Here is a 20,188-nt window from a genome sequence, read left to right as displayed (position 1 = left end):
TCAACGTGGCTCCAAGGGAGAGCACATTGGTAAACCGCAAAGAGTTGAACCCCGAAGCAAGCGCCCAGGCAGCCTTCGGGGCGCGTTTGCGCAGACTGCGCGAGGAGCGCGGCTGGACCCAGGACCACCTGGGCACGTTGGTTGGCTGCTCGGGCAGGCACATTTCGGCAATCGAAACTGGTCGCAAGTCGCCAACCCTGCCGTTCTCACGTCGGGCTGACGTGGCATTAGGTACGGCGGGCACTACCAAGTCGTTCGAGCGCGAGTGGCGGGAGATCAAGCACGGCATCTTGCTGGAGGGCTTCCCGGAGTACGTGGGCTATGAGGCTCGGGCCGTGGAGATCCGGCTGTTCCAAATTGGTATCGTCCCAGGCCTGTTGCAGACCACGGAGTACGCGCAAGCCCTGGCGGACGGTGACGTGCGGCGTGGCAGCATCACGGCCGAGCAAGCATCTGAGCGCGTTGCGTTCCTGGCGGAACGACAGGCGGCGCTGTTGCGAGACCGCCCGCCCATGATGCTTGTGGTGATGGACGAAAGCTGTATCCGTCGGCCGATCGGCGGCGACGAAGTGATGGACGCCCAGTTTCAACATCTCTGCCGCTTTGCTGAGTTGCCGAATAGTGTGCTCCAGGTGGCCCCCTTCGACATAGGCGAGCGGCGACCTTTCAACCTACCGGTCAACCTCCTCACCCTGCCGGACCGGTCCATGGTCGCGTACGCCGAGTCTCATGCTCAGGGGCACGTTGACCGTGAGAGCTCCGCTGTTCTGCCCCTGCTTACGGGCTACCATCAACTACAGGCTGCATCGCTGTCTCAAGCGGACTCCGTAGCCATGATCCGTGAGGTACGAAAGGGCACTCCGTGACGACCGAATCCCTCCGTTGGTTCAAGTCCTCGTACAGCTCCAACGGCGGTGACTGCGTCGAGGTAGCTGTCAACCTCGCCGCCGTACCCGGCATTGTCCCGGTCCGTGACTCGAAGAACGTGAGCGGCCCTGCTCTGAACGTGCCTGTCGGTTCGTTCGCTGCCTTCGTGGCGGGCGTGAAGGCCGGCGAGTTCGGCGGGATCTGAGAGACGCAGGCAGTACCGCCCCACTGTGCGCCGCATGGTGGGGCTTTGGCCGAGCGGTGAGGAAAGGAATCTCGTGAAGATGACCACGACCGTTCTCCCCCAGTGGTTCACGTCCTCCTACAGCAACAACGGCGGCAACTGCGTCGAGGTCGCCGTGAACCTCGCCGCTGCACGTGGCGTTGTCCCGGTCCGTGACTCGAAGAACGTGAGCGGCCCTGCTCTGAACGTGCCTGTCGGTTCGTTCGCTGCCTTCGTGGCGGGCGTGAAGGCCGGAGAGTTCGGCAGCGTCTGACCAGGCCTACGACGTGGAGGCGGGCGCCGATGGATGAGACGAAAGATACGAGCGGGGTCGCGGGGCTCGGTGACGACTGGTGTGACATGGCCGAGGGCTGCGGCCTTGACCACACGGCGCTGTCGCGCGAGCTCAGGACCGAGGTGCACCCCGCGCATCCGTTCTTCCGGGCGGCGCTGGAGGTGATCGCGCATCGGTGGTCGAACGATGACGTGCTCTGCCGCCACCGCGATACACCCGCTCGCTACTCGATCCTGCACCTCACGTGGTCGGGGCGTGAGGAGATCGGGGGCTGCCCCACGATCGACGCGGACGGGGAGTGGGCGCACATCGTCGACTACGAGAACGGTATCGACGCGGCTCTCAGCGCTGCGGAAGTGCTCGAACAGGACGGGCGACGCACCCCGGTAGGGCCGGCGGGTACCCCGTCGCCGCCCATCGTCGTGAAGGCGGTGCACGCGTGGCCCGAGGATCCCGCCGTTTCCCCGGGGCCCTGAGGGCGAGGGCGATGGGTCCTGCGGGCAGTCAGGCGATGGCATAAGTGAAGCGTTGGGGCACGGGGCCACCAGGGTTGACCTGGTGGCCCCGTGCCCCAACGCTCATGGGTGCCGGGAGGGGCACTGGGCGCTCAAGGGCCCGTCCTAGAAGTAGTGCTTCCGTCCGCCGACCGCGCGCCCGGTCGAGCCGAGGATCCACAGGATGGCGCCGACCACTATGAGAATACCGCCGATGGTCGTCAGCAGTCCCAGGCTGGTGAGCAGGCCGACAATGAGCAGAATAAGCCCCAGAAGAATCATGTCAGTTCCTATCGTTAATTCTATTGGCGTGTACGAAATCTGCGGTGCGGCAGCCTCGCCGCACATCGGACAGGTTCAGCCTGGCTGGATTCTGAATGGTCAGCTGCCAGGATGCTGTCCTGTCGGAACGTGTGCCCTGCGGATTCGACCTCACACACGACTCTCCTGAAATAATTGAGGACGGGAGGTGAGGGGGGCGGTGAGTCGGTCCCTCAGGCAGCCTCCACCTGAGACGCAGCGCCCTCTCTGTCTGCTAATGCCCTGGTGTGTCTGGGCTGTGTCTCGCTGATCTGCACCTCTACCGTGGCTCCCTCGTCGTTCGCGCCCCACGTCGCGTACCGATCAGCCAGACATGATTGGAATCCGATCCGAGGGGCAGGCGCCGTTCTGAGAGCGCGTCACCGAATTTGGGTGAGGCCATTGCGGATTGCGATGGTTTTCGATCGCGGACCGCAAAGCATTTCTAATGAGGAGACGCATATGAGCGAGAGCATCTGGGGCTACGCACCGACTGCCGGTCACGCTGAGGGTACCGACCTGATCGGCTACAAGGTCGAGGCCACCGACGGAAGCATCGGAAAGGTCGACAAGCATTCGGACGACGTCAACTCCGCATATCTCGTGGTCGACACCGGTGTCTGGATCTTCGGCAAGCATGTGCTGCTGCCGGCCGGCACCGTGAAGACGATCGACCAGGCGGAGCGAAAGATCTACGTCGATCTCACCAAGAACCAGATCAAGGGCTCCCCGGAGTTCGACAAGGACAAGCACGTCGGTGATGCCGGTTACCACGAGCAGCTCGGCGGCTACTACCAGAGCCACCGCGGCCTCTGACACACCGATCTCGTCGCATGGATGGGCCCCCGGACAACTCCGGGGGCCCATCCATGTGCCGAGAACACGAACCGGGCGGAACCGGTGTTCGGGAGGGGGTGTTGGGCGCACCCTCGTGGTGTTGCTGGGCCGCTGGTGGGCCGGACGGCCCCTTCGTAGCGTCTTGCTCATGACGAAAGCGACGAACGAAGAACGAACAGGCACCACCCGGCGGACGGCACTGCGGGGGCTGGGACTCGCGGTCGGGGGCGCGGCACTGGCCACCGGGCTGGGGACCTCGCCGGCCGCAGCGGGCCCGCGTCGTGGGCCCGCCACCTACGTGCTGGTGCACGGTACGCACAGCGCGGGCGCCTTCTGGATTCCCATCGCGCGTGAGCTGACACTGCGCGGTCACCGCGTTGTCATGGTGGACCAGCCTCAGCACGGCGCGGAGGCTTTCGTGCCGGAGGCGTACCAGCGACAGGACCTCAAGGCGATGGCGGCCGAGCCGTCCCCGCTCAAGGGTCTCGGGCTGGACGACTACGAGGCGCGCGTCACAGGCATCGTCCGGCGGGCGGCACGGAACGGCCCGGTGGTGCTGGTCGGGCACAGTCTGGGTGGCGTATCGGTCAGCCGGGTCGCTGACGCCGTCCCGCATCTGCTGCACCACATCTGCTATATGGCGGCCTTCTGCCCCAGCCGGGCCATGCCCTCCGCGGACGCGTGCACGGCGGCGCCCGAGAACGCGAACGCCGTCAGCCCGGTCGAGCTGACCGTGGGCGACCCGGACCGGCTCGGTGTCCTACGACTCAACTTCCGGACCGGTGACAGCCATGCGCTGGCCCTCCTGAAGGAGATGATCTGTGCGGACTACCCCGACGCCGACTTCCGCCGGATCCTGGCCGGGATGCAGACCGACGAGCCCGTCGCCGCGTATGCGGCCCGAGCGGTCGGCCGGGCCGGTAGCTGGGGACGCGTTCCCCGCACCTACCTGCGTTTCGGCAAGGACCGGACGATCGCCACCGCGCTCCAGGACCGAATGATCGCGGAAGCTGACGCGTTCACCCCCGGAAACCGCTTCCGGGTGCACGATTTTCCCGGAGCGTCACACGTCGGCCCCTTGGATCCCCTCCCGGTCGCAGAAGCCCTGGACACACTCGCGCGGTAGAGGGGCAGGGGTGGAAGGGCAGCGGCGGAGGGGCAGAGGCAGAAGGGCAGGGGCGCTCGAAGAAGCCGCAGGCCAGGAGTGCCTCTGCCCGGGAGCACCGGAAGCCGGGCAGGCCGTGGACAAGCAGCTGGGGAAGCGGGGCCCCGGCCCCGCCGTGTCCCTACCTGGACCTACCTCGGGCTCACCGCAGGCGCGTCGCCCTTCGCGTCGTCCTCCGCCGGGGCCTCGCCGAAGCGGGCCAGGGCCAGGGCGCCCGCGACGGCCACCGCGAAGCCGGTGATCGCCAGCCAGCCGAGGCCCTCGCGAGTACGGTCACCGAGCCAGATGACGCCGACCAGGGCGGGCCCGATCGTCTCGCCCAGGACCATTCCGGCGGTCGCCGCCGTCACCGAGCCCCGTTGCAGCGCCGAGGTGAGCAGCAGGAACGCCGAGCCGCCGCCCACCAGCAGCGCGTACGTGGCCGGGTTGGTCAGCAGGGCGGCCGGTGACACGTCGTCGATGAGCCGGACGGCGACCTCCACCACGCCGAATCCGCAGCCCGCGCCGAGCCCCAGGACCAGTGCGCGGGCCCGCTCGGGCAGCCGGCCCGCCGCCGTACCGATGAGCAGGACGGCGACCGCGATCCCGAGCATCGACCAGCGCAGCGCGTCCGAGCCGGACAGGTGGCCCTCGCCGCCGGAGGCGAGCCCCAGCATGCCCAGGCCCGCGCAGACCACGGCGACGGCCGTCCACTCGGTGGAGCTCAGCCGCACCTGGAGCAGTCGGGCGGCGACGACGGCGGTGACGGCGAGACTCGCGGCCAGCGCCGCGCCGACCGCGTAAATGGGCAGCGAGCGCAGGGCGATGATCTGGAGCACGAAGCCGAGGCCGTCGAGGGCGAGCCCGGCGACGTAACGCCACTGCCGTACCGCCCGCAGCAGCAGCGCCGGATCGACCCCCGCCCCGGCCCCGGGCTCGGCCGCGGCCCGCGCGGCGACGGCCTGAAGGACGGAGGCCGTGCCGAAGCAGACCGCTGAACCGAGCGCGCAGATCATCCCCAGAAGCACACGGGGACTCTACTGGGGCGGCCGGACGGAGACGCCATGGCTCCGACCGCCCCCGGGCACCGGACGGGGACACACCGGCTCCGCCCCCCGGCATCGGATGGGACGCCCTGGCCCCGCCCCCGGCACCGGACGGGGACACACCAGCTACGCCCCCGCCCCGGGCACCGGACGGCAGCCCGTCAGCCGCGCAGGACTTCGCGGAGCTGCTCCAGGCCCCAGTCCAGGTCCTCCTTGCTGATCACCAGCGGTGGCGCGATCCGGATCGTCGAACCATGGGTGTCCTTCACCAGCACCCGGCGGTCCATCAGTTTCTCGGAGATCTCCCGGCCCGTGCCGTGTCCGGGGGCGATGTCGACACCCGCCCAGAGCCCGCGCCCCCGCACCGTCTCCACCGCACCCCCGCCCACCAGCAGCCCCAGCTCCTGATGGAGGTGGTCGCCCAACTCCGTCGCCCGCTGCTGGAACTCACCGGTCCGCAGCATCGCGATGACCTCCAGCGCCACCGCGCACGCCAGCGGATTGCCGCCGAACGTCGAACCGTGCTCCCCGGGCCGGTACACCCCCAGCACCGCGGCAGACGACACCACGGCCGACACCGGCACGACGCCGCCGCCCAGCGCCTTGCCGAGCACGTACATGTCCGGCACGACGCCCTCGTGCTCGCACGCGAACGTCTTCCCGGTCCGGCCCAGACCCGACTGGATCTCGTCCGCGATGAACAGCACATTCCGCTCCCGGGTCAGCTCCCGCACCCCGGGGAGGTAGCCGGGCGGCGGCACCAGCACCCCCGCCTCGCCCTGGATCGGCTCCAGCAGCACCGCCACGGTGTTCTCCGTCATCGCGGCCCGCAGCGCGGTCAGGTCCCCGTACGGCACGATCTCGAACCCCGGCGTGTACGGGCCGAAGTCCGCACGGGCCTCGTGGTCCGTGGAGAAGCTGATGACCGTCGTCGTCCGGCCGTGGAAGTTGTCCGAGGCGACGATGATCTTGGCCATGCCGTCCGGGACGCCCTTGACCCGGTAGCCCCACTTGCGGGCGGTCTTCACCGCGGTCTCCACGGCCTCCGCCCCGGTGTTCATCGGCAGCACCATCTCCATGCCGCACAACTCGGCCAGCTGCGTACAGAAATCCGCGAAGCGGTCGTGGTGGAAGGCCCGCGAAGTCAGGGTCACCCGCTCCAGCTGCGCCTTGGCCGCGTCGATCAGACGGCGGTTTCCGTGGCCGAAGTTGAGCGCGGAGTAGCCCGCGAGCATGTCGAGATAGCGCCGCCCCTCGACATCGGTCATCCAGGCACCCTCCGCCGTCGCGACGACGACGGGCAGCGGATGGTAGTTGTGTGCGCTGTGCGCATCGGCGGAGGCGATAGCGTCTTCCGTGGTCGACACGGGATCTCCGTTCGTCGTGCGGATCGGGTTGGTGTGCCCACTTTGTATCGTCGGTCGGATCCCCCACGACGAAACCCACACTTCACGGCGCGCCCGTGCCCTCGCCGGGCCGAGGGCGACCGGCGGGGGCGACGAGGTCAGTCCCCGCGCGGTCCCCGGAAGTCCACCGAGGTGACCAGGACGTAGTCGAAAAAGAGGGGGTCCCCCTCCTCGTCCACCGGATACTCGAAGCTGCTCTCGTTCGAGAGGATCACCTTGAGGTCGGGGAGCGTGTCGACCCCGTCATCGTTCTGTTCGACCGTGTGCCCCCGCTCCTCAAGCCGCTCCAGCAGGAGGTCACTGGGGGTACGGAAGACATCGAGGCCGTCGAGGACGAGCGTGACGTCCGCGCTCTCGACCCGGAACCGGGACACGTGGATGTCGGTCAGCGCGCCCTTGGTGAAACCGAGGTTGAAATCCGTCTGGGACCGTTCGTGCTCGCAGAGCACCTGTCCCGGCGTGTCGCCGTAGTCCGGGCCGGACGGGGCGAACCCCAGGTCGCGTGCGGCCCGGACCGCCTCATCGGGTGACAGGCCCAGCCTGAGTGTGGAAACCCCCACCTCCGGCAGCAGCTCCAGAATCATTGCCGTCCTTTCCTGCCGGGGAACTTGTGCCTGCTGTCGTCGATGTCTATCCGCATCGCTTCGGTGGGTCGTCCCTGGCTGATCACGCTGTCCACCTTCCGTGCAAGCGGCCGCGATGTCAGAGATCGAGCAGCTGCTGACGCGGCCCGGTCCCGGCAGCCCCTCCGCCCAGGCCACCCGCTCCCGGCCCGCCCTCCCGCCGCCGCGTCCACCACTGGCCGCCCAGCACGAGTGCCCCGCCCGCAGCCAGTCCGGGGATCGCCCACCACCAGCCATCGGGCTCGGACGGACCGTGGCCACCGGAGGCGGAGGAGGAAGTGGAGGAGGAGGCGGATGAAGGGGCTGTCGCCGTGTCTCCGGCGTCCTGGGCCGGGTAGGCGGCGGTGTCCTCCCACTGCTGGGGGAACAGCGCCGTGTAACCCGACTTGTTGCTCCGCTTCCCAAGCAGTTCGAGATCGGTGAAGAGCGCGAGCAACTCCTTGGGCTTCGCCGCCCGGTGCCAGTACCCGCGATAGGTCGTGGGCATCTCCGTTGCCGTGTGTATCCATACGGTCTCCGGATCGTCGCCGGGGAAGACGCGGTCGATCCTGGCCGGTGTGACGTCGAGGGTCATCCAGGTGATGTTGATCTGCCTCGTGCCCACCGACTCGTCCAGGCTCGGGGGGCGCCCCGTGTCCCCCTGGACGGACGGACCGAGCAGTCGGGCCAGCTCGTCGAAGCGCTTGTCGGTGACGGCCAGTGCGGTGGTGTGCCCGGTGTCGGGCGACGTGACCAGCATGCTCGTCGGACCGCCTGCCGACGCGCTCGGCGCCAGGACCAGGCCGAGCCCGAGCACTGCCGTCAGCAGGGCCGCCAGCACGGCCGCCCCTCGTGAGATCCGGCCCATTAATAGCCGCATGATGTTCCCCAGTCGTCTTGATCGTTCCCGCCGGTGCGGCTCGTCCGCACCGCGTCACCTCTGATACACCGCTCGGCGCCCGTGGGTTCCCCTTTGCAGCCCCCGAATCGGTCCCGAATCGGGCTCCCCGAAAATCAATGGCCCGAAAATCAATGCGTGGAGTCGGCGATCTCCCGTGCGCGGTCCGGCGATGACACGCCTTCCAGCCGCAGCGTCACCCGCCCGTCCCCGACCCACAGCAGCGTCGGCCCGGCCGTCCGCTGCGACTGCTTCCACCGCGTGCCGTCCGGGGCGATCATGGTGAAGCTCAGCAGATGCGGACGCGCGAACCAGAGGCCGTCCACCTCGCCGCCTCGCCCGTCGGCCACCTTCAGCCACTCCGGCTGCTCACGCACCTGTTTGGTGAAGTAGGGATCGAGGGCCGACGCGAACTCGTCCAGCCGGACCGTCCGGCCGTCCTCACGCCAGCACAGCGTGATCATGGAGCGGCCCTCCGGCAGCCGGGTCAGCGAGACCGCGTCCGGCGCGCCCAGCTCCTTCGGCACCAGCGGGCCGAAACCGGCCAGCTCGCCCGCCCGCGCCGGTGCCACCGGCTCGGCGGCGCACCCCGGCACCGGCTCACCCGCCCGTCCGGCGGCGGGCCCCGACGGGTCGTACCGCACCTCGACCCCGCCGAAGTCGAACCAGTCCATGACCGCGGCCCGCACCGGGGGCGTCAGCACCAGCACGACCAGGAGCCCCGACAGCGCGGCCGCCAGCAGCCGGGCGCGGTGGCGGACCCACACCCGGGCCCGCTCCCGCCGGTCCGGGGCGGCGGGAGCGGGCACCCCTTCGGCGACGATCCGTGCCAGCACCCGCTCCGCCATCGTCAGCCCGTCGCCCTCCGGAACCTCCAGACCGCGCCCCAGCGCCAGAAGTTCGGCCCGCAGCCGTGCCCGGCCGTTCTGCGGCTCCGGCTCACCCTCATCCCCGGCGTCCTTCACGCTTCCCGTCACCCCCTTCCGTCGGCTGTGCCGGCACCGCCGGGCCCACCTCGTGCGTATCGACCTCGCCGGGCCTGTCCGCCGCGCCCGGCGGGGCGAAGGGGCCGTGCGGGCCCAGCGCCCCGAGGCTCTTCTCCAGCTTCTTGAGCGCGCGGTTCAGCCGGGACTTCACCGTGCCCCTCGGCCAGTCCAGCGTCCGGGCCGTCTCCGCCTCGTCCATCTCCAGCAGATAGCGGCAGGTGACGACCTGGCGCTGCTTCTCGCCCAGCCCGTCCAGCGCCGCTATCAGCAGCGTCCGCCGCTCCTGGGCCAGTGCGGCCGCCGCCGGATCCGTCGCTTCCGGTATCAGCGGATCGGCCTCCCGCAGCCCTGCCTCGCGGCCGGCCACCGCGCGCAGCCGGCCGGCCGAGCGGACTGTGTTCCTGGTCTCATTCACGACGATCCGCAACAGCCACGGCCGGAACGCCGCGTCCTCGCGGAAACTCCCCAGCGAGCGGTAGGCCTTGAAGAACGCGGACTGCACCACATCCTCTGCCTCCGCCCCGGCGCCGAAGGCGACCGCGGCACGCAGCGCGGCGCCCGTATGCGCGCGCACCAGCTCCGCGTACGCCTCGGCCTCGCCCGAGCGCACCCGCGCGATCACCGCCGCCTCGGAGACCGGCCCGGCCGGCGCCCCGTCCTTCCGCCCCCCGGCGGGCGCGAAAGCGCGGCCCGCACCCTCGTCATCGATGGCGCGGCCCCCCTTCCGGCCCGGCTGCAGAGCCCCCTCCTGCGTCCTCACACCTTTCATACACCGGCTGCCCGAGATCGGTTCCGTACCTGAGACAATGATTTCTATGGCCTCTGAACGTCCCCGTGTGCTCTCCGGAATCCAGCCCACCGCAGGCTCGTTCCACCTCGGCAACTACCTCGGCGCGGTCCGCCAGTGGGTGGCCCTGCAGGAGTCCCACGACGCCTTTTACATGGTCGTCGACCTGCACGCGATCACCGTCCCGCAGGAACCTGCGGCACTGCGCGCCAACACCCGGCTCGCCGTCGCCCAGCTGCTCGCCGCCGGGGTCGACCCGGACCGCTGCACGCTCTTCGTCCAGAGCCATGTTCCCGAGCACGCCCAGCTCGGCTGGGTCATGAACTGTCTGGCCGGGTTCGGTGAGGCGGCCCGGATGACGCAGTTCAAGGACAAGTCCGGCAAGCAGGGCACCGACCGCACGACGGTCGGGCTCTTCACCTATCCGATGCTGATGGTCGCGGACATCCTGCTCTACCAGGCCGACCAGGTCCCGGTGGGTGAGGACCAGCGCCAGCACCTGGAGCTGACCCGCAACCTCGCGGAGCGGTTCAACGGCAGCTACGGCGACACGTTCACCGTGCCGGACCCGTACATCCTCAAGGAGACGGGGAAGATCTACGACCTCCAGGACCCGTCCGCGAAGATGAGCAAGTCGACCGCGAACCCCAAGGGCCTGATCAACCTCCTCGACGAACCGAAGGTCACCGCCAAGAAGGTGAAGAGCGCCATCACCGACACCGACACGGTGATCCGCTTCGACCCGGCGGAGAAGCCGGGCGTCAGCAATCTGCTGTCCATCTACTCGACGCTCACCGACACGTCCGTCGCCGACCTGGAGCAGAAGTACGAGGGCAAGGGCTACGGTGCGCTGAAGACCGACCTCGCGGAGGTCATGGTCGATTTCGTCACACCGTTCCGCACCCGCACCCAGGAATATCTCGACGACACCGAGACGCTGGACTCCATCCTGGCCAAGGGAGCGGAGAAGGCCAGGGCCGTCGCCGCCGAGACCCTGGCGCGGACCTACGACCGCATGGGTCTTCTGCCCGCGAAGCACTGAGTCCAAGGACCCTGGCGGTACCACCTCCACAGGCGGCACACTGGCGGCGTAAAGCTTGTGGCCGTCAGTGGCTGAAAATAGACCATCAAGGATTGAGGAGAACGACGTGGGGACCGTAACGCTCGGCGTTTCGATCGCGGTCCCGGAGCCCTACGGCAGCCTGCTCCAGCAGCGGCGCGCGAGCTTCGGGGACCCTGCCGCACATGGCATTCCCACCCACGTCACCCTCCTTCCGCCGACCGAGGCGGAGGCGGCCCGCCTGCCCGCGATCGAGGCGCACCTCGCCGGGATCGCGTCCGGTGGCCGCCCCTTCCCGATGCGGCTGTCCGGAACGGGCACCTTCCGCCCGCTCTCGCCGGTCGTCTTCGTCCAGGTCGTCGAGGGCGCCTCTGCCTGCTCCTGGCTGCAGAAGCGGGTCCGGGACGCGTCGGGGCCGCTGGTGCGCGAGCTCCAGTTCCCGTACCACCCGCACGTGACCGTGGCGCACGGCATCTCCGAAGAGGCGATGGACCGGGCGTACGCGGAGCTGAGCGACTACGAGGCCGCCTGGACCTGCGGTTCCTTCGCGCTGTACGAGCAGGGCCCGGACAGCGTCTGGCGCAAGATCAACGAGTTCCCGTTCGCGGGCGGTGGCGGCGCGCCCGCCCTCCCCACGCAGAGCGGCAGCTCCGTGGACGCGCCCTCGCTCCACCCCTGAGCCGATAGCCCGGGGCCGGCCTGGCTGACAACCCGGGTCCGGCTCAGCCGATACCCCGGGGCCGGCCGGATCAGACCGGCAGCCCCCGGATCAGACCGGCAGCCCCCGGATCAGACCGGCAGCCGCCGGAACAGCGGGCGCGGCACATGACGCAGCGCCGACATCACCGCCCGCAGCGCCCCCGGCACCCACACCGTCTCCGAGCGGCGGCGCAGACCCGTCACGATCGCGGCCGCGACCGCGTCGGGCGTGGTCACCAGGGGCGTCCGGGTGAACGGGATCGTCGCGAGCGGCACCTCGGCCGCCGTACCGGCCGACCGCACGGGACCGGGGCGTACGACCATCACGTGCACGCCCGTGCCGTGCAGCGCGTCCCCGAGCCCCTGGGCGAACGCGTCCAGACCCGCCTTGCTCGACCCGTAGATGAAGTCCGCGCGCCGGGCGCGCTCCCCGGCCACCGACGACAGCACCACCAGCGAGCCGTGCCCCTGCGCCTGGAGTGCGCCCGCGCACACCAGCCCGGCGGAGACGGCTCCCGTGTAGTTCGTCTGAGCGACCCGGACCGCCGAGAGCGGCTCCTCCTCGTCACGTTCCTGGTCGCCAGGGATACCGAAGGCCAGGAGCACCATGTCGATGTCGCCCTCGGTGAAGATCTTGCCGAGGGTGGTCTCGTGCGACTCGGTGTCCAGCGCGTCGAAGTCGACGGTACGGACATACGCGCCGCGCCCGCGCAGCTCGGTCGCCGCCGCCTCCAGGGCGGGGGAGGGGCGCCCGGCGAGCCAGACCGTGCGGGTGCGGCAGGCGATCAGGCGGCGTGCGGTGGCGAGCCCGATCTCCGATGTGCCGCCTAGGACGAGCAAGGACTGCGGGGCACCGAATGCATCCTTCACGGAAACGCTCCTTGGGGGAGGGGGAGAAGGCGGGGGAAGGGGAAAGCGGGGAAACAGAGAGCCGCGGGCGCGCGTCGGTCAGAGCGAGAGTCGGCGCGAGAGGTCCGATCTGAACGCGCCGTCCGGGTCCAACTCGGCACGCAGTGAACGGAAATCGCCCAGTCGCGGGTACATCGCGGCCAGCACGTCCGGGCGGATCCGGGAGTCGTTCGTCAGGCAGACCCGGCCGCCCGCGGCAGCCACCTCCTCGTCCAGGCCGTCGAGGAAGCGGGCCAGCCCCGGCAGGGCGGCCGGCAGGTCGAGGGAGAGCGCCCAGCCGGGCACCGGAAACGACAGCCAGCCGGGATCGCCCGCACCGAACCGCCGGAGTACGCCGGGGAACGGTGCGCGGCGCCGCCGCGAGAGCTGCCGGACGATCCGGTGCAGCGTCTCCTCCTGTCCGTGGCCGACGGCGAACTCGTAGTGCACGAGACCCCCGCGCCCCAGGACCGGGCTCCAGTGCGGCCCGGCGTCCAGCGGGTGGAGGAAGTCGGAGATCCGCCGCAGCTCGCCGGTGCGGGACCGGGGCGCCCGGCGGTGGCGGAGTTCGGCCAGAGCGGCAGCCGAGACGCGGCCGAGCAGCCCGCCGGGGAAGAGACCCGGGACGAGATCCGGGACGAGATCCGAGACGAGACCCGGTACCGGCCCGGGGGTGGCGGGGAGTTGTCGGGCGGTGCGGAAGGAGAGCGGTCTGCGCTGGGCGTGCGCCGGGAGCGCGTCCAAGGGGGCGTGCTCCCCGCTGGTCAGTACGCCCCGGCCCGTCGCCCGGCCGCGTGAGGTCAGGTCGACCCGGGCGGACGCGTAGCGGTAGCGGTCGCCGGCCATGGCGAGGCGGGTCATCAGGTCGTCCAGATCGGCGGCCCGTTCGGTGTCGACCGACATCAGGGACGTCGCGACGGGGTGGAACCGGAGCGTGGCCGAAAGGATCACCCCGGTCAGGCCCATGCCGCCGGTGGTCGCGTCGAAGAGCGGGGTGCCGGGCCGGACCGTACGGATCCCGCCGTCGGCGGTGAGCAGTTCGAACCGCACGACGTGGCGGGAGAAGGAGCCCGCGGCGCGGTGGTTGTCGCCGTGGACGTCGGAGCCGATCGCGCCGCCCACCGTGATGTACCGGCTGCCGGGCGTCACCGGCAGGAACCAGCCGAGCGGAAGCAGCACCTCCAGCAGCCGGTGCAGGCTCACACCCGCCTCGCACACCACCTCACCCGTCCCGGCGTCGAAGGCGAGGAGGCGGTCCAGCGCCGTCATGTCGAGGACGGAACCCCCCGCGTTCTGCGCCGAATCGCCGTGCGCCCGGCCCAGCCCTCTGGCGATCGAGCCACGGGGCCCGCAGCCGCGTACCGTCGCCGCCGCCTCCTCGTAACTACCGGGGCGGAAGCGCAGCGCGGTCGTCGGGGCGGTGCGGCCCCAGCCGGTCAGGGACACGGTGTCGACAGACATGAGGGTGACCGTATCGCCCGAGAAAACACCTTTGAGGGATTTGTTACAACACTCACCGAAATGGGTGATTGAAAGGGTGCCATCTCCTACGCGGCCGACCGGACGCCGGTTTTCGGTGGCGGGGAGGGTAGTCGTACTTCATGGACTGGCTGAAAAAACTCCCCGTCATCGGTCCGCTCGTCTCCCGGCTGATGGAGACGCACGTCTGGCGCAGTTACGAAACGCTGGTACGGGTCCACTGGGCGCGGCTCGCCGCGGCGATCACGTTCATCAGCTTCCTGGCGCTCTTCCCGCTGATCGCGGTCGCCGCGGCGATCGGCGCCGCGCTGCTCTCCGACAGTCAGCTCGACAAGATCGAGGACAAGGTCGCCGAGCAGGTCCCCGGCATCTCCGACCAGCTGGGCATCGACAATCTGGTGGCGCACGCGGGCACGGTCGGGCTGGTGGCCGGTGCGCTGCTGCTCTTCACCGGCATCGGCTGGATCGGCTCGATGCGGGACTGCCTGCGCGCGGTCTGGGGGATGGACGATCTGGACGAGGGCAATCCGGTCATCCGCAAGCTCAAGGACGCCGGGGTGCTGTTCGGCCTGGGCGGGGCGGCCCTGGTGACCCTGGCGATCTCCTCGGTCGGTTCCGTCGCGGTCGGCTGGGTCGCTGATCTGCTCAACATCCCGGAAGACGGCGCGGGCGGTGTGCTGCTGCGGATCGCGGCACTGGCGGTGGCGGTGTGCGCCGATTTCCTGCTGCTGCTCTACCTGCTGACGCTGCTGCCCGGCGTCGAGCCGCCGCGACGCCGTCTGGTGGTCGCCTCGTTGGTTGGCGCGGTCGGCTTCGAGCTGCTGAAGCTGTTGCTCGGCAGCTATATGAAGGGCGTCGCGTCGAAGAGCATGTACGGCGCGTTCGGTGTGCCGATCGCCCTGCTGCTGTGGATCAACTTCACCGCGAAGCTGCTGCTGTTCTGCGCCGCCTGGACGGCGACGCCGAGCAAGGACGCGGAGGAGCCGCAGCCCGTGGAGGGCGACGCGGCCCCGGATGCCTCGGACACCCCGGGCGCCGCACAGGCCTCGGGCGCCCCGGCCGCCGGCGGCGAGGCCCCGGGCGGGAGCACCCGGGCGCAGCGAACCCGGGGCGGCGTCGCCCCGGGCGGCCGGGTCAGGACCGGCCAGGGCAGGGCCGGACGGGTCAGGGCCGGCCGGGTCAGGGCCGGGGACGGCGGCGCACCAGGTCCGGCAGCGGCCAGCGCCGGTTGACCAGGTACACGGCCCCGGCGACGAGCACCAGCGCCCCGCCGACGATGCCCAGCGCGGTCCCGACCCCGCCGGAACCGCTCGTGGCGGCGGCCTTCGTGGTCTTCGCCGCGCCGTGCTGGGGCTTGGCGGCGGGTCCGTCGCCCTCCGCGCCCTTGCCCGTACCACTGTCGGGCACCTCGGACTTCGGGGGAACCAGCTCTCCGACCGGTGTGACCTTGCCGCTCGCGCTGAAGCCCCAGTCGAGCAGGTTCGCCGCCTCCTTGTAGACGGCGTGCGTCTCGTCGGACGACGGGTGCATGACGGTGACGAGCAGCACCTTGCCGTCGCGCTCGGCGACACCCGTGAAGGTGTTGCCCGCGTGCGTCGTGTAGCCGTTCTTGACGCCCGCGATGCCCTTGTACGGGGTGACGCCGTCGGCGCCGGTGAGCAGCCGGTTGGTGTTCTGGATGCCGAACTCCTCCCGCTTCTCGCCCTTCTCCTTCTTGCCCGGGAACTCCGCCGTGCCGGTCGAGCAGTACTCGCGGAAGTCCGCGTTCTGCAGCCCACTGCGGGCGAACAGGGTCAGGTCGTACGCACTGGACACCTGTTTGGGAGAGTCGTATCCATCGGGCGACACGACGTTGGTGTCCAGGGCCTGCAGCTCCTCGGCGTGGCTGTTCATGTCGTCGACGGTCTTCGGAACGCCGCCGTACATCGCGGACAGCACGTGCACCGCGTCGTTGCCCGAACGCAGGAAGACGCCGAGCCACAGGTCGTGCACCGTGTAGCTGAGGTCCTCCTTCACCCCCACCAGGCTGCTGCCCTCGCCCATGTCCGCGAGGTCCTCGTCCTTCACCGTGTACTTCCGGGTCTTCGGCTGCAGGGCCGGCGCCGGCATCACGGTGTCCGCGAACAGCATCTTCAGGGTGGAGGCCGGAGGCAGCCGCCAGTGCGGGTTGTGCGAGGCGAGCACCTCACCGCTCTCGGCGTCCGAGACCATCCACGATCTGCCGGTCAGGTCCTTGGGCAGGACCGGTGCCCCGGGGCCGAGATTCACCTGGGTGCCTGACAGGCCGAGCTGTTCGCCACCGAGCTGCGACATGCCCGCAGGCGGCTTCGGCGCGTCGTCGGTGGTGTCCTTGGCGGCCGCCGAGGCAGGGCTGACTACGGCGAAAGTGGACAGCAGAGCGGCAGAGGTGACCGCCAGCGCGGTCTTTTTGAGAGCTGACACGGTCGAAAACGTACATGCAGTTGATGTGAAAATAGGCACCGACGGTATGACCCGCCGTGCGTACCGCCAGGACAGCCCACCCCGGGCGAGCCGGTCCCGGCGAGCCGGAGACTCTGAGTCCATGAAGCTCAGCCGCCCCGTCTCCTGGTTCCTGCTCGCGTTCGGGGTGTGGAGCTGGTTCATCTGGATCACTTTCCATGCGTAATTAACCCTTGCGAGGGAACCTTCAGAGAGTGCAGGTCAGAGCCCATGACAGCAAGCAGCATGGTGGCGTGACCCCTTTCCTGTCCCCCGTGGACCCCCAGAAGCTAGACACCGTACGCGTAGCGTTGTATGCACGGCAGTCCAAAGCGCGTCTCGACTCCTCCGAAGCGTCTCCCGAGGATCAGCTTCACAAGGGCGAGGCGCTGTCGGACTCGCGCGGGTGGCGAGTCGTGCGCCGGTTCAAGGACATTGGCCGATCCGGCTGGGACCCCAAGGCGGTACGGCCAGGGTTCGACGACTTGATGGCCGCCGTACGCGCGGGCGAAGTCGACGTAGTCGTCGTCAACGAACTGTCGCGCCTCACACGGAGGGGCGCCCACGACGCGTTGGAGATCGACAAGCAGCTCAAGAGGTACGGAGTCCGCTTCGTCTCCGTACAAGAACCCTTCCTGGACACAAGCATCCCCATCGGCGTCGCGATCTTCGCGCTGATCGCAGCACTCGCAAAGCAGGACAGCGACATCAAGGCCGAACGACTCAAGGGAGCCAAAGGCGAGATCTCGGCCGTCGGTGGGCGTCACTCCTCAAGTGCCCCCTACGGCATGCACGCCGTACGCAGGCAAGTGGACAACCTCGTGATCTCGGTTCTCGAACCGGACGCAGGCAATCCCGACCACGTCGCCACCGTGGAACGCATGGTGAAGATGTCTTTCGAGGGCACGTCGGACAACGCCATCGCCACCGAGCTTGACGCCGACGGAGTGCCGGCGCCCGGACTCGCCCAACGACGGGCAACCCCGAAGCGGTTGGAGTCCATCAGGAAACGGCGCGTCGCAGGCGACGACAGCCCCATCCGCTGGCGCGCGCAGACAGTCGCGTGGATCCTGAATCACCCTGCCATCGGCGGATTCGCCAGTGAGCGTGTCCCGCGCGGGAAGCATCACATCAACGTGATTCAGCGCGACACCACAGGAGCGCCCGTCACCCCGCACACGGGCATCATCAGCGGTGGCATGTGGCTTGAGCTGCAAGAGCTACGGCGAGCCCGCACCCCCACCAACAGGAAGCCCGGAGGGGAAACGGTGCCAACCCTCCTCAGCGGATGGCGGTTCACGCGCTGCGGACTGTGCGACGGCTCTATGGGGCAGAGCAAAAACAATGGTGGACAGGACTACTACATGTGCGCCAACCCGAAGGGTCACGGCGGACTCTCCATCAAACGCAAGGACGCGGATGAGTACGTCGCCGAACGTGTGTGGGCCCGCCTGGTTCGCGCCGACATGGGCAAGGAGGAAGACCGCGACTGGGTCGAAGCCGCGGCAAGGCGTTTCGCGGCACAGCAAGATCTGGCCGGAGTCCAGGCGGAACGGGAGGAGACAGCCGCACACCTCGAACACGTGCGGGCGTCCATCACAGAGCTTCAAGCGGACCGCAAGGCGGGGCTCTACCGAGGAGCAGTCGAACTCGCCACATGGCGTGCGACCATGCAGCAATACCGGGCGTATGAGGCGGCGTGTGAACAACGCATCGTGCAACTCGACGCCCGAACCGCTGACTCGGTCAGCATCCCATCCGAGTGGTTCGCCGCTGACGCCGAACAGCCGACGGGCTCCGGAGCGCCGTGGGCCGAGTGGGACGTGGTCAAGCGGCGCGAATTTCTGGCGCTGTTCCTCGAAGGCGTATCCGTCGGCCCGGGACGCGACCCCGAGACGCGGAAGCTGATCCCCGTTGAAGCGCGCGTGATGCTCGGCTGGCGCAAGAAGGCGGAAGACAGCCAGGAAGGGGAGGATTCCGTCGACCCCCTTGGCTGGTCAGTCGGGTGCCAGTCACATACTGGCAGGGACCACCCTGCCGCAGCGAAGGACACCGACACTCCATGAAGCTCACACGCCCCGTTTCCTGGTTCCTCACGGCGTTCGGCGTCTGGTCTTGGGTGATCTGGGTCACTTTCGTCAAAAACCTGTGGAAGGACGGCAGCGGTCTCGCCTTCGACGACGCGGGTGACCCTACTGCGTACTTCTGGGTGCATCTGCTGCTCGCCATCACGTCCTTTCTCCTGGGGACGGCGGTTGGCGTGATCGGGTTCCGTGGCGTCAGGGCGTCGCGCGACCGGTCCGCGTAGCGACTCGGTACCTCGTACGGACCGGATACGGACAAACAGGGCGGGGCAGTGCACGTGGCAGTCATGGGATTCGCTCTGCTGGCGATCGTGGCCCTCGCGCTGCTCGTCGCCGTGCACCGTTATGTGTGGCGCCGCTTCGTCGGTGACACGACCGCTGCGGGCAGCCGGCTGCGCCGGGCGGGCACGGTGGCGGCGTACGTACTCCCGCTGCTGAGCGTCGCCGCCCTGGTCTCCGGCCGTTCGGGTGCGCCGTTCTGGCTCCAGCGGGTGCTGGCCTGGCCGGGCTACCTGTGGCTGGCCGCGCTGCTCTACCTGACGCTGGCCCTGCTGGTCGGCGAGGCGGTACGGCCGCTCCTGCGCCGGTTGCTCGGGCGCCGGGCGGCGACGGCCGGGGCCGAGCCGGCGCACACGCCGGAGACCGGGCGGGCACCGGAGACCGGGCGGGCACCGGAGACCGGGCAGGCATCGGAGCCCGAGCGCGCCGGAGCCGCCCCCGCCACCAGGACAGCCGCGCCTCCCTCCCCGCAGCCCGCCTCCGCCTCCGCCGCTTTCGCCTCGCGCCGGCTCTTCGTCGCGCGGGCCGTCGGGGGTGCCGCGGCCGTCGCCGGGCTCGGCACGGTCGGGTACGGCACGTACGGGGTGCTGCGCGGCCCGAGGGTCAAGCGCGTCACCATCCCGCTCGCCCGGCTGCCCCGCTCCGCGCACGGTTTCCGGATCGCCGTGGTCAGCGACATCCACCTCGGACCGATCCTGGGCCGGGCGCACACCCAGCGGATCGTCGACACGGTCAACCGGACCCAGCCCGACCTGATCGCGGTCATCGGGGACCTGGTCGACGGATCGGTCGCGGATCTCGGTCCGGCCGCGGAGCCGCTCGCGCGCCTCCGCTCCCGGCACGGCGCGTTCTTTGTCACCGGCAACCACGAGTACTACTCCGGTGCGGCCCAATGGGTGGACCACGTAAGGGAATTGGGGATGCACCCGCTGGAGAATGCCCGGGTGGAGATCGACGGCTTCGATCTGGCCGGGGTCAATGACATCGGGGGCGAGAGCGAGGGGCAGGGCCCGGACTTCGGCCGCGCGCTGGACGACCGGGACCGCTCACGGGCCGCCGTCCTCATGGCCCACCAGCCCGTCCTCATCGACGAGGCCGTCGCGCACGGCGTGGACCTGCAGCTCTCCGGGCACACCCACGGCGGCCAGCTCTGGCCGGGCAACTACATCGCGGAACTGTCCAACCCTACGGTCGCCGGTCTCGAACGCTACGGCGACACCCAGCTGTACGTCACGCGCGGCGCGGGTGCCTGGGGTCCGCCGGTACGGGTCGGCGCCCCCTCGGACATCACCGTCGTCCAACTCGCCTCCAAGCAGGCGTAAGCCGTGCCCGCAGGCGAATTCAGTGACCGGTC

General features: G+C 69.6%; 22 protein-coding genes and 1 pseudogene. 13 read left to right on the top strand and 10 right to left on the bottom strand.

Annotated elements, in window-relative coordinates:
* Positions 1-26 precede the first annotated feature (26 nt).
* From ACZ601_RS32620 to ACZ601_RS32605, 4 genes are all read left to right on the top strand, one after another.
* Positions 27-866 (top strand): Scr1 family TA system antitoxin-like transcriptional regulator, encoded by an 840-nt coding sequence (locus ACZ601_RS32620; RefSeq protein WP_469544743.1) that lies wholly within the window; start codon positions 27-29, stop codon positions 864-866.
* Positions 863-1,072 (top strand): DUF397 domain-containing protein, encoded by a 210-nt coding sequence (locus ACZ601_RS32615; protein WP_469544741.1) that lies wholly within the window; start codon positions 863-865, stop codon positions 1,070-1,072. The genes ACZ601_RS32620 and ACZ601_RS32615 overlap by 4 nt, the downstream gene beginning before the upstream one ends.
* 79 nt (positions 1,073-1,151) lie before the next feature.
* Positions 1,152-1,364, top strand: coding sequence for a DUF397 domain-containing protein (locus tag ACZ601_RS32610; protein WP_469544739.1), 213 nt, complete (start codon positions 1,152-1,154; stop codon positions 1,362-1,364).
* Between the two features lie 29 nt (positions 1,365-1,393).
* Positions 1,394-1,861 carry a hypothetical protein gene (locus ACZ601_RS32605; RefSeq protein ID WP_469544737.1) on the top strand — a complete coding sequence of 156 codons (468 nt, stop codon included), beginning with the start codon at positions 1,394-1,396 and terminating at the stop codon, positions 1,859-1,861.
* A gap of 144 nt (positions 1,862-2,005) precedes the next feature.
* On the opposite strand, the gene ACZ601_RS32600 is transcribed toward ACZ601_RS32605, so the two are convergent.
* Positions 2,006-2,161: a DUF6131 family protein gene (locus ACZ601_RS32600; RefSeq protein ID WP_311303664.1), complete on the bottom strand. Its 156-nt coding sequence runs from the start codon at positions 2,159-2,161 to the stop codon at positions 2,006-2,008.
* A 480-nt stretch (positions 2,162-2,641) separates the two neighbouring features.
* On the opposite strand from ACZ601_RS32600, the gene ACZ601_RS32595 reads away from it, so the two are divergent.
* Together ACZ601_RS32595 and ACZ601_RS32590 are read left to right on the top strand one after the other, a co-directional pair.
* Entirely contained in the window at positions 2,642-2,995 is a 354-nt protein-coding gene (locus ACZ601_RS32595) for a PRC-barrel domain-containing protein (protein WP_469544735.1), read from the top strand.
* 163 nt (positions 2,996-3,158) lie between these two features.
* The gene (locus ACZ601_RS32590) at positions 3,159-4,142 is read left to right on the top strand and encodes an alpha/beta hydrolase (RefSeq protein WP_469544732.1); all 984 of its coding nucleotides are present in this window, start codon (positions 3,159-3,161) and stop codon (positions 4,140-4,142) included.
* Positions 4,143-4,312: 170 nt separating this feature from the next.
* Here ACZ601_RS32590 and ACZ601_RS32585 read toward each other — a convergent pair whose 3' ends face one another.
* From ACZ601_RS32585 to ACZ601_RS32560, 6 genes are all read right to left on the bottom strand, one after another.
* Positions 4,313-5,176: a DMT family protein gene (locus ACZ601_RS32585; protein ID WP_469544836.1), complete on the bottom strand. Its 864-nt coding sequence runs from the start codon at positions 5,174-5,176 to the stop codon at positions 4,313-4,315.
* A 191-nt stretch (positions 5,177-5,367) separates the two neighbouring features.
* A complete protein-coding gene (gene rocD, locus ACZ601_RS32580) occupies positions 5,368-6,573 on the bottom strand; it encodes an ornithine--oxo-acid transaminase (protein WP_469544731.1) in 1,206 nt (401 codons plus the stop codon).
* A 137-nt stretch (positions 6,574-6,710) separates the two neighbouring features.
* Entirely contained in the window at positions 6,711-7,196 is a 486-nt protein-coding gene (locus ACZ601_RS32575; RefSeq protein ID WP_469544729.1) for a hypothetical protein, read from the bottom strand.
* A gap of 118 nt (positions 7,197-7,314) precedes the next feature.
* Positions 7,315-8,082 carry a hypothetical protein gene (locus tag ACZ601_RS32570; RefSeq protein WP_469544727.1) on the bottom strand — a complete coding sequence of 256 codons (768 nt, stop codon included), beginning with the start codon at positions 8,080-8,082 and terminating at the stop codon, positions 7,315-7,317.
* A 161-nt stretch (positions 8,083-8,243) separates the two neighbouring features.
* Complete coding sequence (locus ACZ601_RS32565) at positions 8,244-9,089, bottom strand: hypothetical protein (protein WP_469544725.1); 846 nt, start codon at positions 9,087-9,089, stop codon at positions 8,244-8,246.
* Positions 9,058-9,867 carry an RNA polymerase sigma factor gene (locus ACZ601_RS32560; RefSeq protein WP_469544724.1) on the bottom strand — a complete coding sequence of 270 codons (810 nt, stop codon included), beginning with the start codon at positions 9,865-9,867 and terminating at the stop codon, positions 9,058-9,060. Before ACZ601_RS32560 ends, ACZ601_RS32565 begins: the two co-directional genes overlap by 32 nt.
* A 46-nt stretch (positions 9,868-9,913) precedes the next feature.
* Here ACZ601_RS32560 and trpS point away from each other — a divergent pair, with 46 nt between their 5' ends.
* Positions 9,914-10,927 carry a tryptophan--tRNA ligase gene (gene trpS, locus ACZ601_RS32555; RefSeq protein ID WP_311303655.1) on the top strand — a complete coding sequence of 338 codons (1,014 nt, stop codon included), beginning with the start codon at positions 9,914-9,916 and terminating at the stop codon, positions 10,925-10,927.
* Positions 10,928-11,033: 106 nt separating this feature from the next.
* Positions 11,034-11,624, top strand: coding sequence for a 2'-5' RNA ligase family protein (locus tag ACZ601_RS32550; protein WP_469544723.1), 591 nt, complete (start codon positions 11,034-11,036; stop codon positions 11,622-11,624).
* A gap of 110 nt (positions 11,625-11,734) precedes the next feature.
* Here ACZ601_RS32550 and ACZ601_RS32545 read toward each other — a convergent pair whose 3' ends face one another.
* Entirely contained in the window at positions 11,735-12,514 is a 780-nt protein-coding gene (locus ACZ601_RS32545) for a decaprenylphospho-beta-D-erythro-pentofuranosid-2-ulose 2-reductase (RefSeq protein ID WP_440575262.1), read from the bottom strand.
* Positions 12,515-12,592: 78 nt separating this feature from the next.
* A complete protein-coding gene (locus ACZ601_RS32540; protein ID WP_469544721.1) occupies positions 12,593-13,993 on the bottom strand; it encodes an FAD-binding oxidoreductase in 1,401 nt (466 codons plus the stop codon).
* A 140-nt stretch (positions 13,994-14,133) separates the two neighbouring features.
* Here ACZ601_RS32540 and ACZ601_RS32535 point away from each other — a divergent pair, with 140 nt between their 5' ends.
* On the top strand, positions 14,134-15,243 hold the full coding sequence (locus ACZ601_RS32535; RefSeq protein ID WP_469544719.1) for a YihY/virulence factor BrkB family protein: 1,110 nt from the start codon (positions 14,134-14,136) through the stop codon (positions 15,241-15,243).
* Here ACZ601_RS32535 and ACZ601_RS32530 read toward each other — a convergent pair.
* Positions 15,191-16,453: a D-alanyl-D-alanine carboxypeptidase family protein gene (locus ACZ601_RS32530; protein WP_469544717.1), complete on the bottom strand. Its 1,263-nt coding sequence runs from the start codon at positions 16,451-16,453 to the stop codon at positions 15,191-15,193. The two genes, ACZ601_RS32535 and ACZ601_RS32530, sit on opposite strands and share 53 nt — an antisense overlap.
* Before the next feature lie 121 nt (positions 16,454-16,574).
* On the opposite strand from ACZ601_RS32530, the pseudogene ACZ601_RS32525 reads away from it, so the two are divergent.
* The 4 genes and pseudogenes from ACZ601_RS32525 to ACZ601_RS32510 all read left to right on the top strand — a co-directional run.
* Positions 16,575-16,649: pseudogene (locus ACZ601_RS32525) on the top strand (SCO4848 family membrane protein); the annotation flags it as partial.
* Between the two features lie 97 nt (positions 16,650-16,746).
* On the top strand, positions 16,747-18,537 hold the full coding sequence (locus ACZ601_RS32520) for a recombinase family protein (RefSeq protein WP_469544716.1): 1,791 nt from the start codon (positions 16,747-16,749) through the stop codon (positions 18,535-18,537).
* Positions 18,534-18,779, top strand: a complete 246-nt coding sequence (locus tag ACZ601_RS32515; protein WP_469544714.1) for an SCO4848 family membrane protein — start codon at positions 18,534-18,536, stop codon at positions 18,777-18,779. Before ACZ601_RS32520 ends, ACZ601_RS32515 begins: the two co-directional genes overlap by 4 nt.
* 63 nt (positions 18,780-18,842) lie before the next feature.
* Positions 18,843-20,156, top strand: a complete 1,314-nt coding sequence (locus tag ACZ601_RS32510; RefSeq protein ID WP_469544712.1) for a metallophosphoesterase — start codon at positions 18,843-18,845, stop codon at positions 20,154-20,156.
* The last annotated feature ends 32 nt before the right edge of the window (positions 20,157-20,188 follow it).

This window comes from Streptomyces sp. NPDC104307 (genome assembly GCF_055584045.1).
Note: the sequence above shows the minus strand (reverse complement) of the source record. Positions and strands in the feature narration are given on the sequence as shown.

What these genes read in the sequence shown, in the direction of transcription:
- ACZ601_RS32610 (WP_469544739.1), top strand. Translation starts at nt 1,152, where the DNA reads ATGACCACGACCGTTCTCCCCCAGTGGTTCACGTCCTCCTACAGCAAC.
- ACZ601_RS32605 (WP_469544737.1), top strand. Translation starts at nt 1,394, where the DNA reads ATGGATGAGACGAAAGATACGAGCGGGGTCGCGGGGCTCGGTGACGAC.
- ACZ601_RS32600 (WP_311303664.1), bottom strand. Translation starts at nt 2,161, where the DNA reads ATGATTCTTCTGGGGCTTATTCTGCTCATTGTCGGCCTGCTCACCAGC.
- ACZ601_RS32595 (WP_469544735.1), top strand. Translation starts at nt 2,642, where the DNA reads ATGAGCGAGAGCATCTGGGGCTACGCACCGACTGCCGGTCACGCTGAG.
- ACZ601_RS32585 (WP_469544836.1), bottom strand. Translation starts at nt 5,176, where the DNA reads ATGATCTGCGCGCTCGGTTCAGCGGTCTGCTTCGGCACGGCCTCCGTC.
- ACZ601_RS32575 (WP_469544729.1), bottom strand. Translation starts at nt 7,196, where the DNA reads ATGATTCTGGAGCTGCTGCCGGAGGTGGGGGTTTCCACACTCAGGCTG.
- ACZ601_RS32570 (WP_469544727.1), bottom strand. Translation starts at nt 8,082, where the DNA reads ATGGGCCGGATCTCACGAGGGGCGGCCGTGCTGGCGGCCCTGCTGACG.
- ACZ601_RS32560 (WP_469544724.1), bottom strand. Translation starts at nt 9,867, where the DNA reads ATGAAAGGTGTGAGGACGCAGGAGGGGGCTCTGCAGCCGGGCCGGAAG.
- trpS (WP_311303655.1), top strand. Translation starts at nt 9,914, where the DNA reads ATGGCCTCTGAACGTCCCCGTGTGCTCTCCGGAATCCAGCCCACCGCA.
- ACZ601_RS32540 (WP_469544721.1), bottom strand. Translation starts at nt 13,993, where the DNA reads ATGTCTGTCGACACCGTGTCCCTGACCGGCTGGGGCCGCACCGCCCCG.
- ACZ601_RS32535 (WP_469544719.1), top strand. Translation starts at nt 14,134, where the DNA reads ATGGACTGGCTGAAAAAACTCCCCGTCATCGGTCCGCTCGTCTCCCGG.
- ACZ601_RS32515 (WP_469544714.1), top strand. Translation starts at nt 18,534, where the DNA reads ATGAAGCTCACACGCCCCGTTTCCTGGTTCCTCACGGCGTTCGGCGTC.
- ACZ601_RS32510 (WP_469544712.1), top strand. Translation starts at nt 18,843, where the DNA reads ATGGGATTCGCTCTGCTGGCGATCGTGGCCCTCGCGCTGCTCGTCGCC.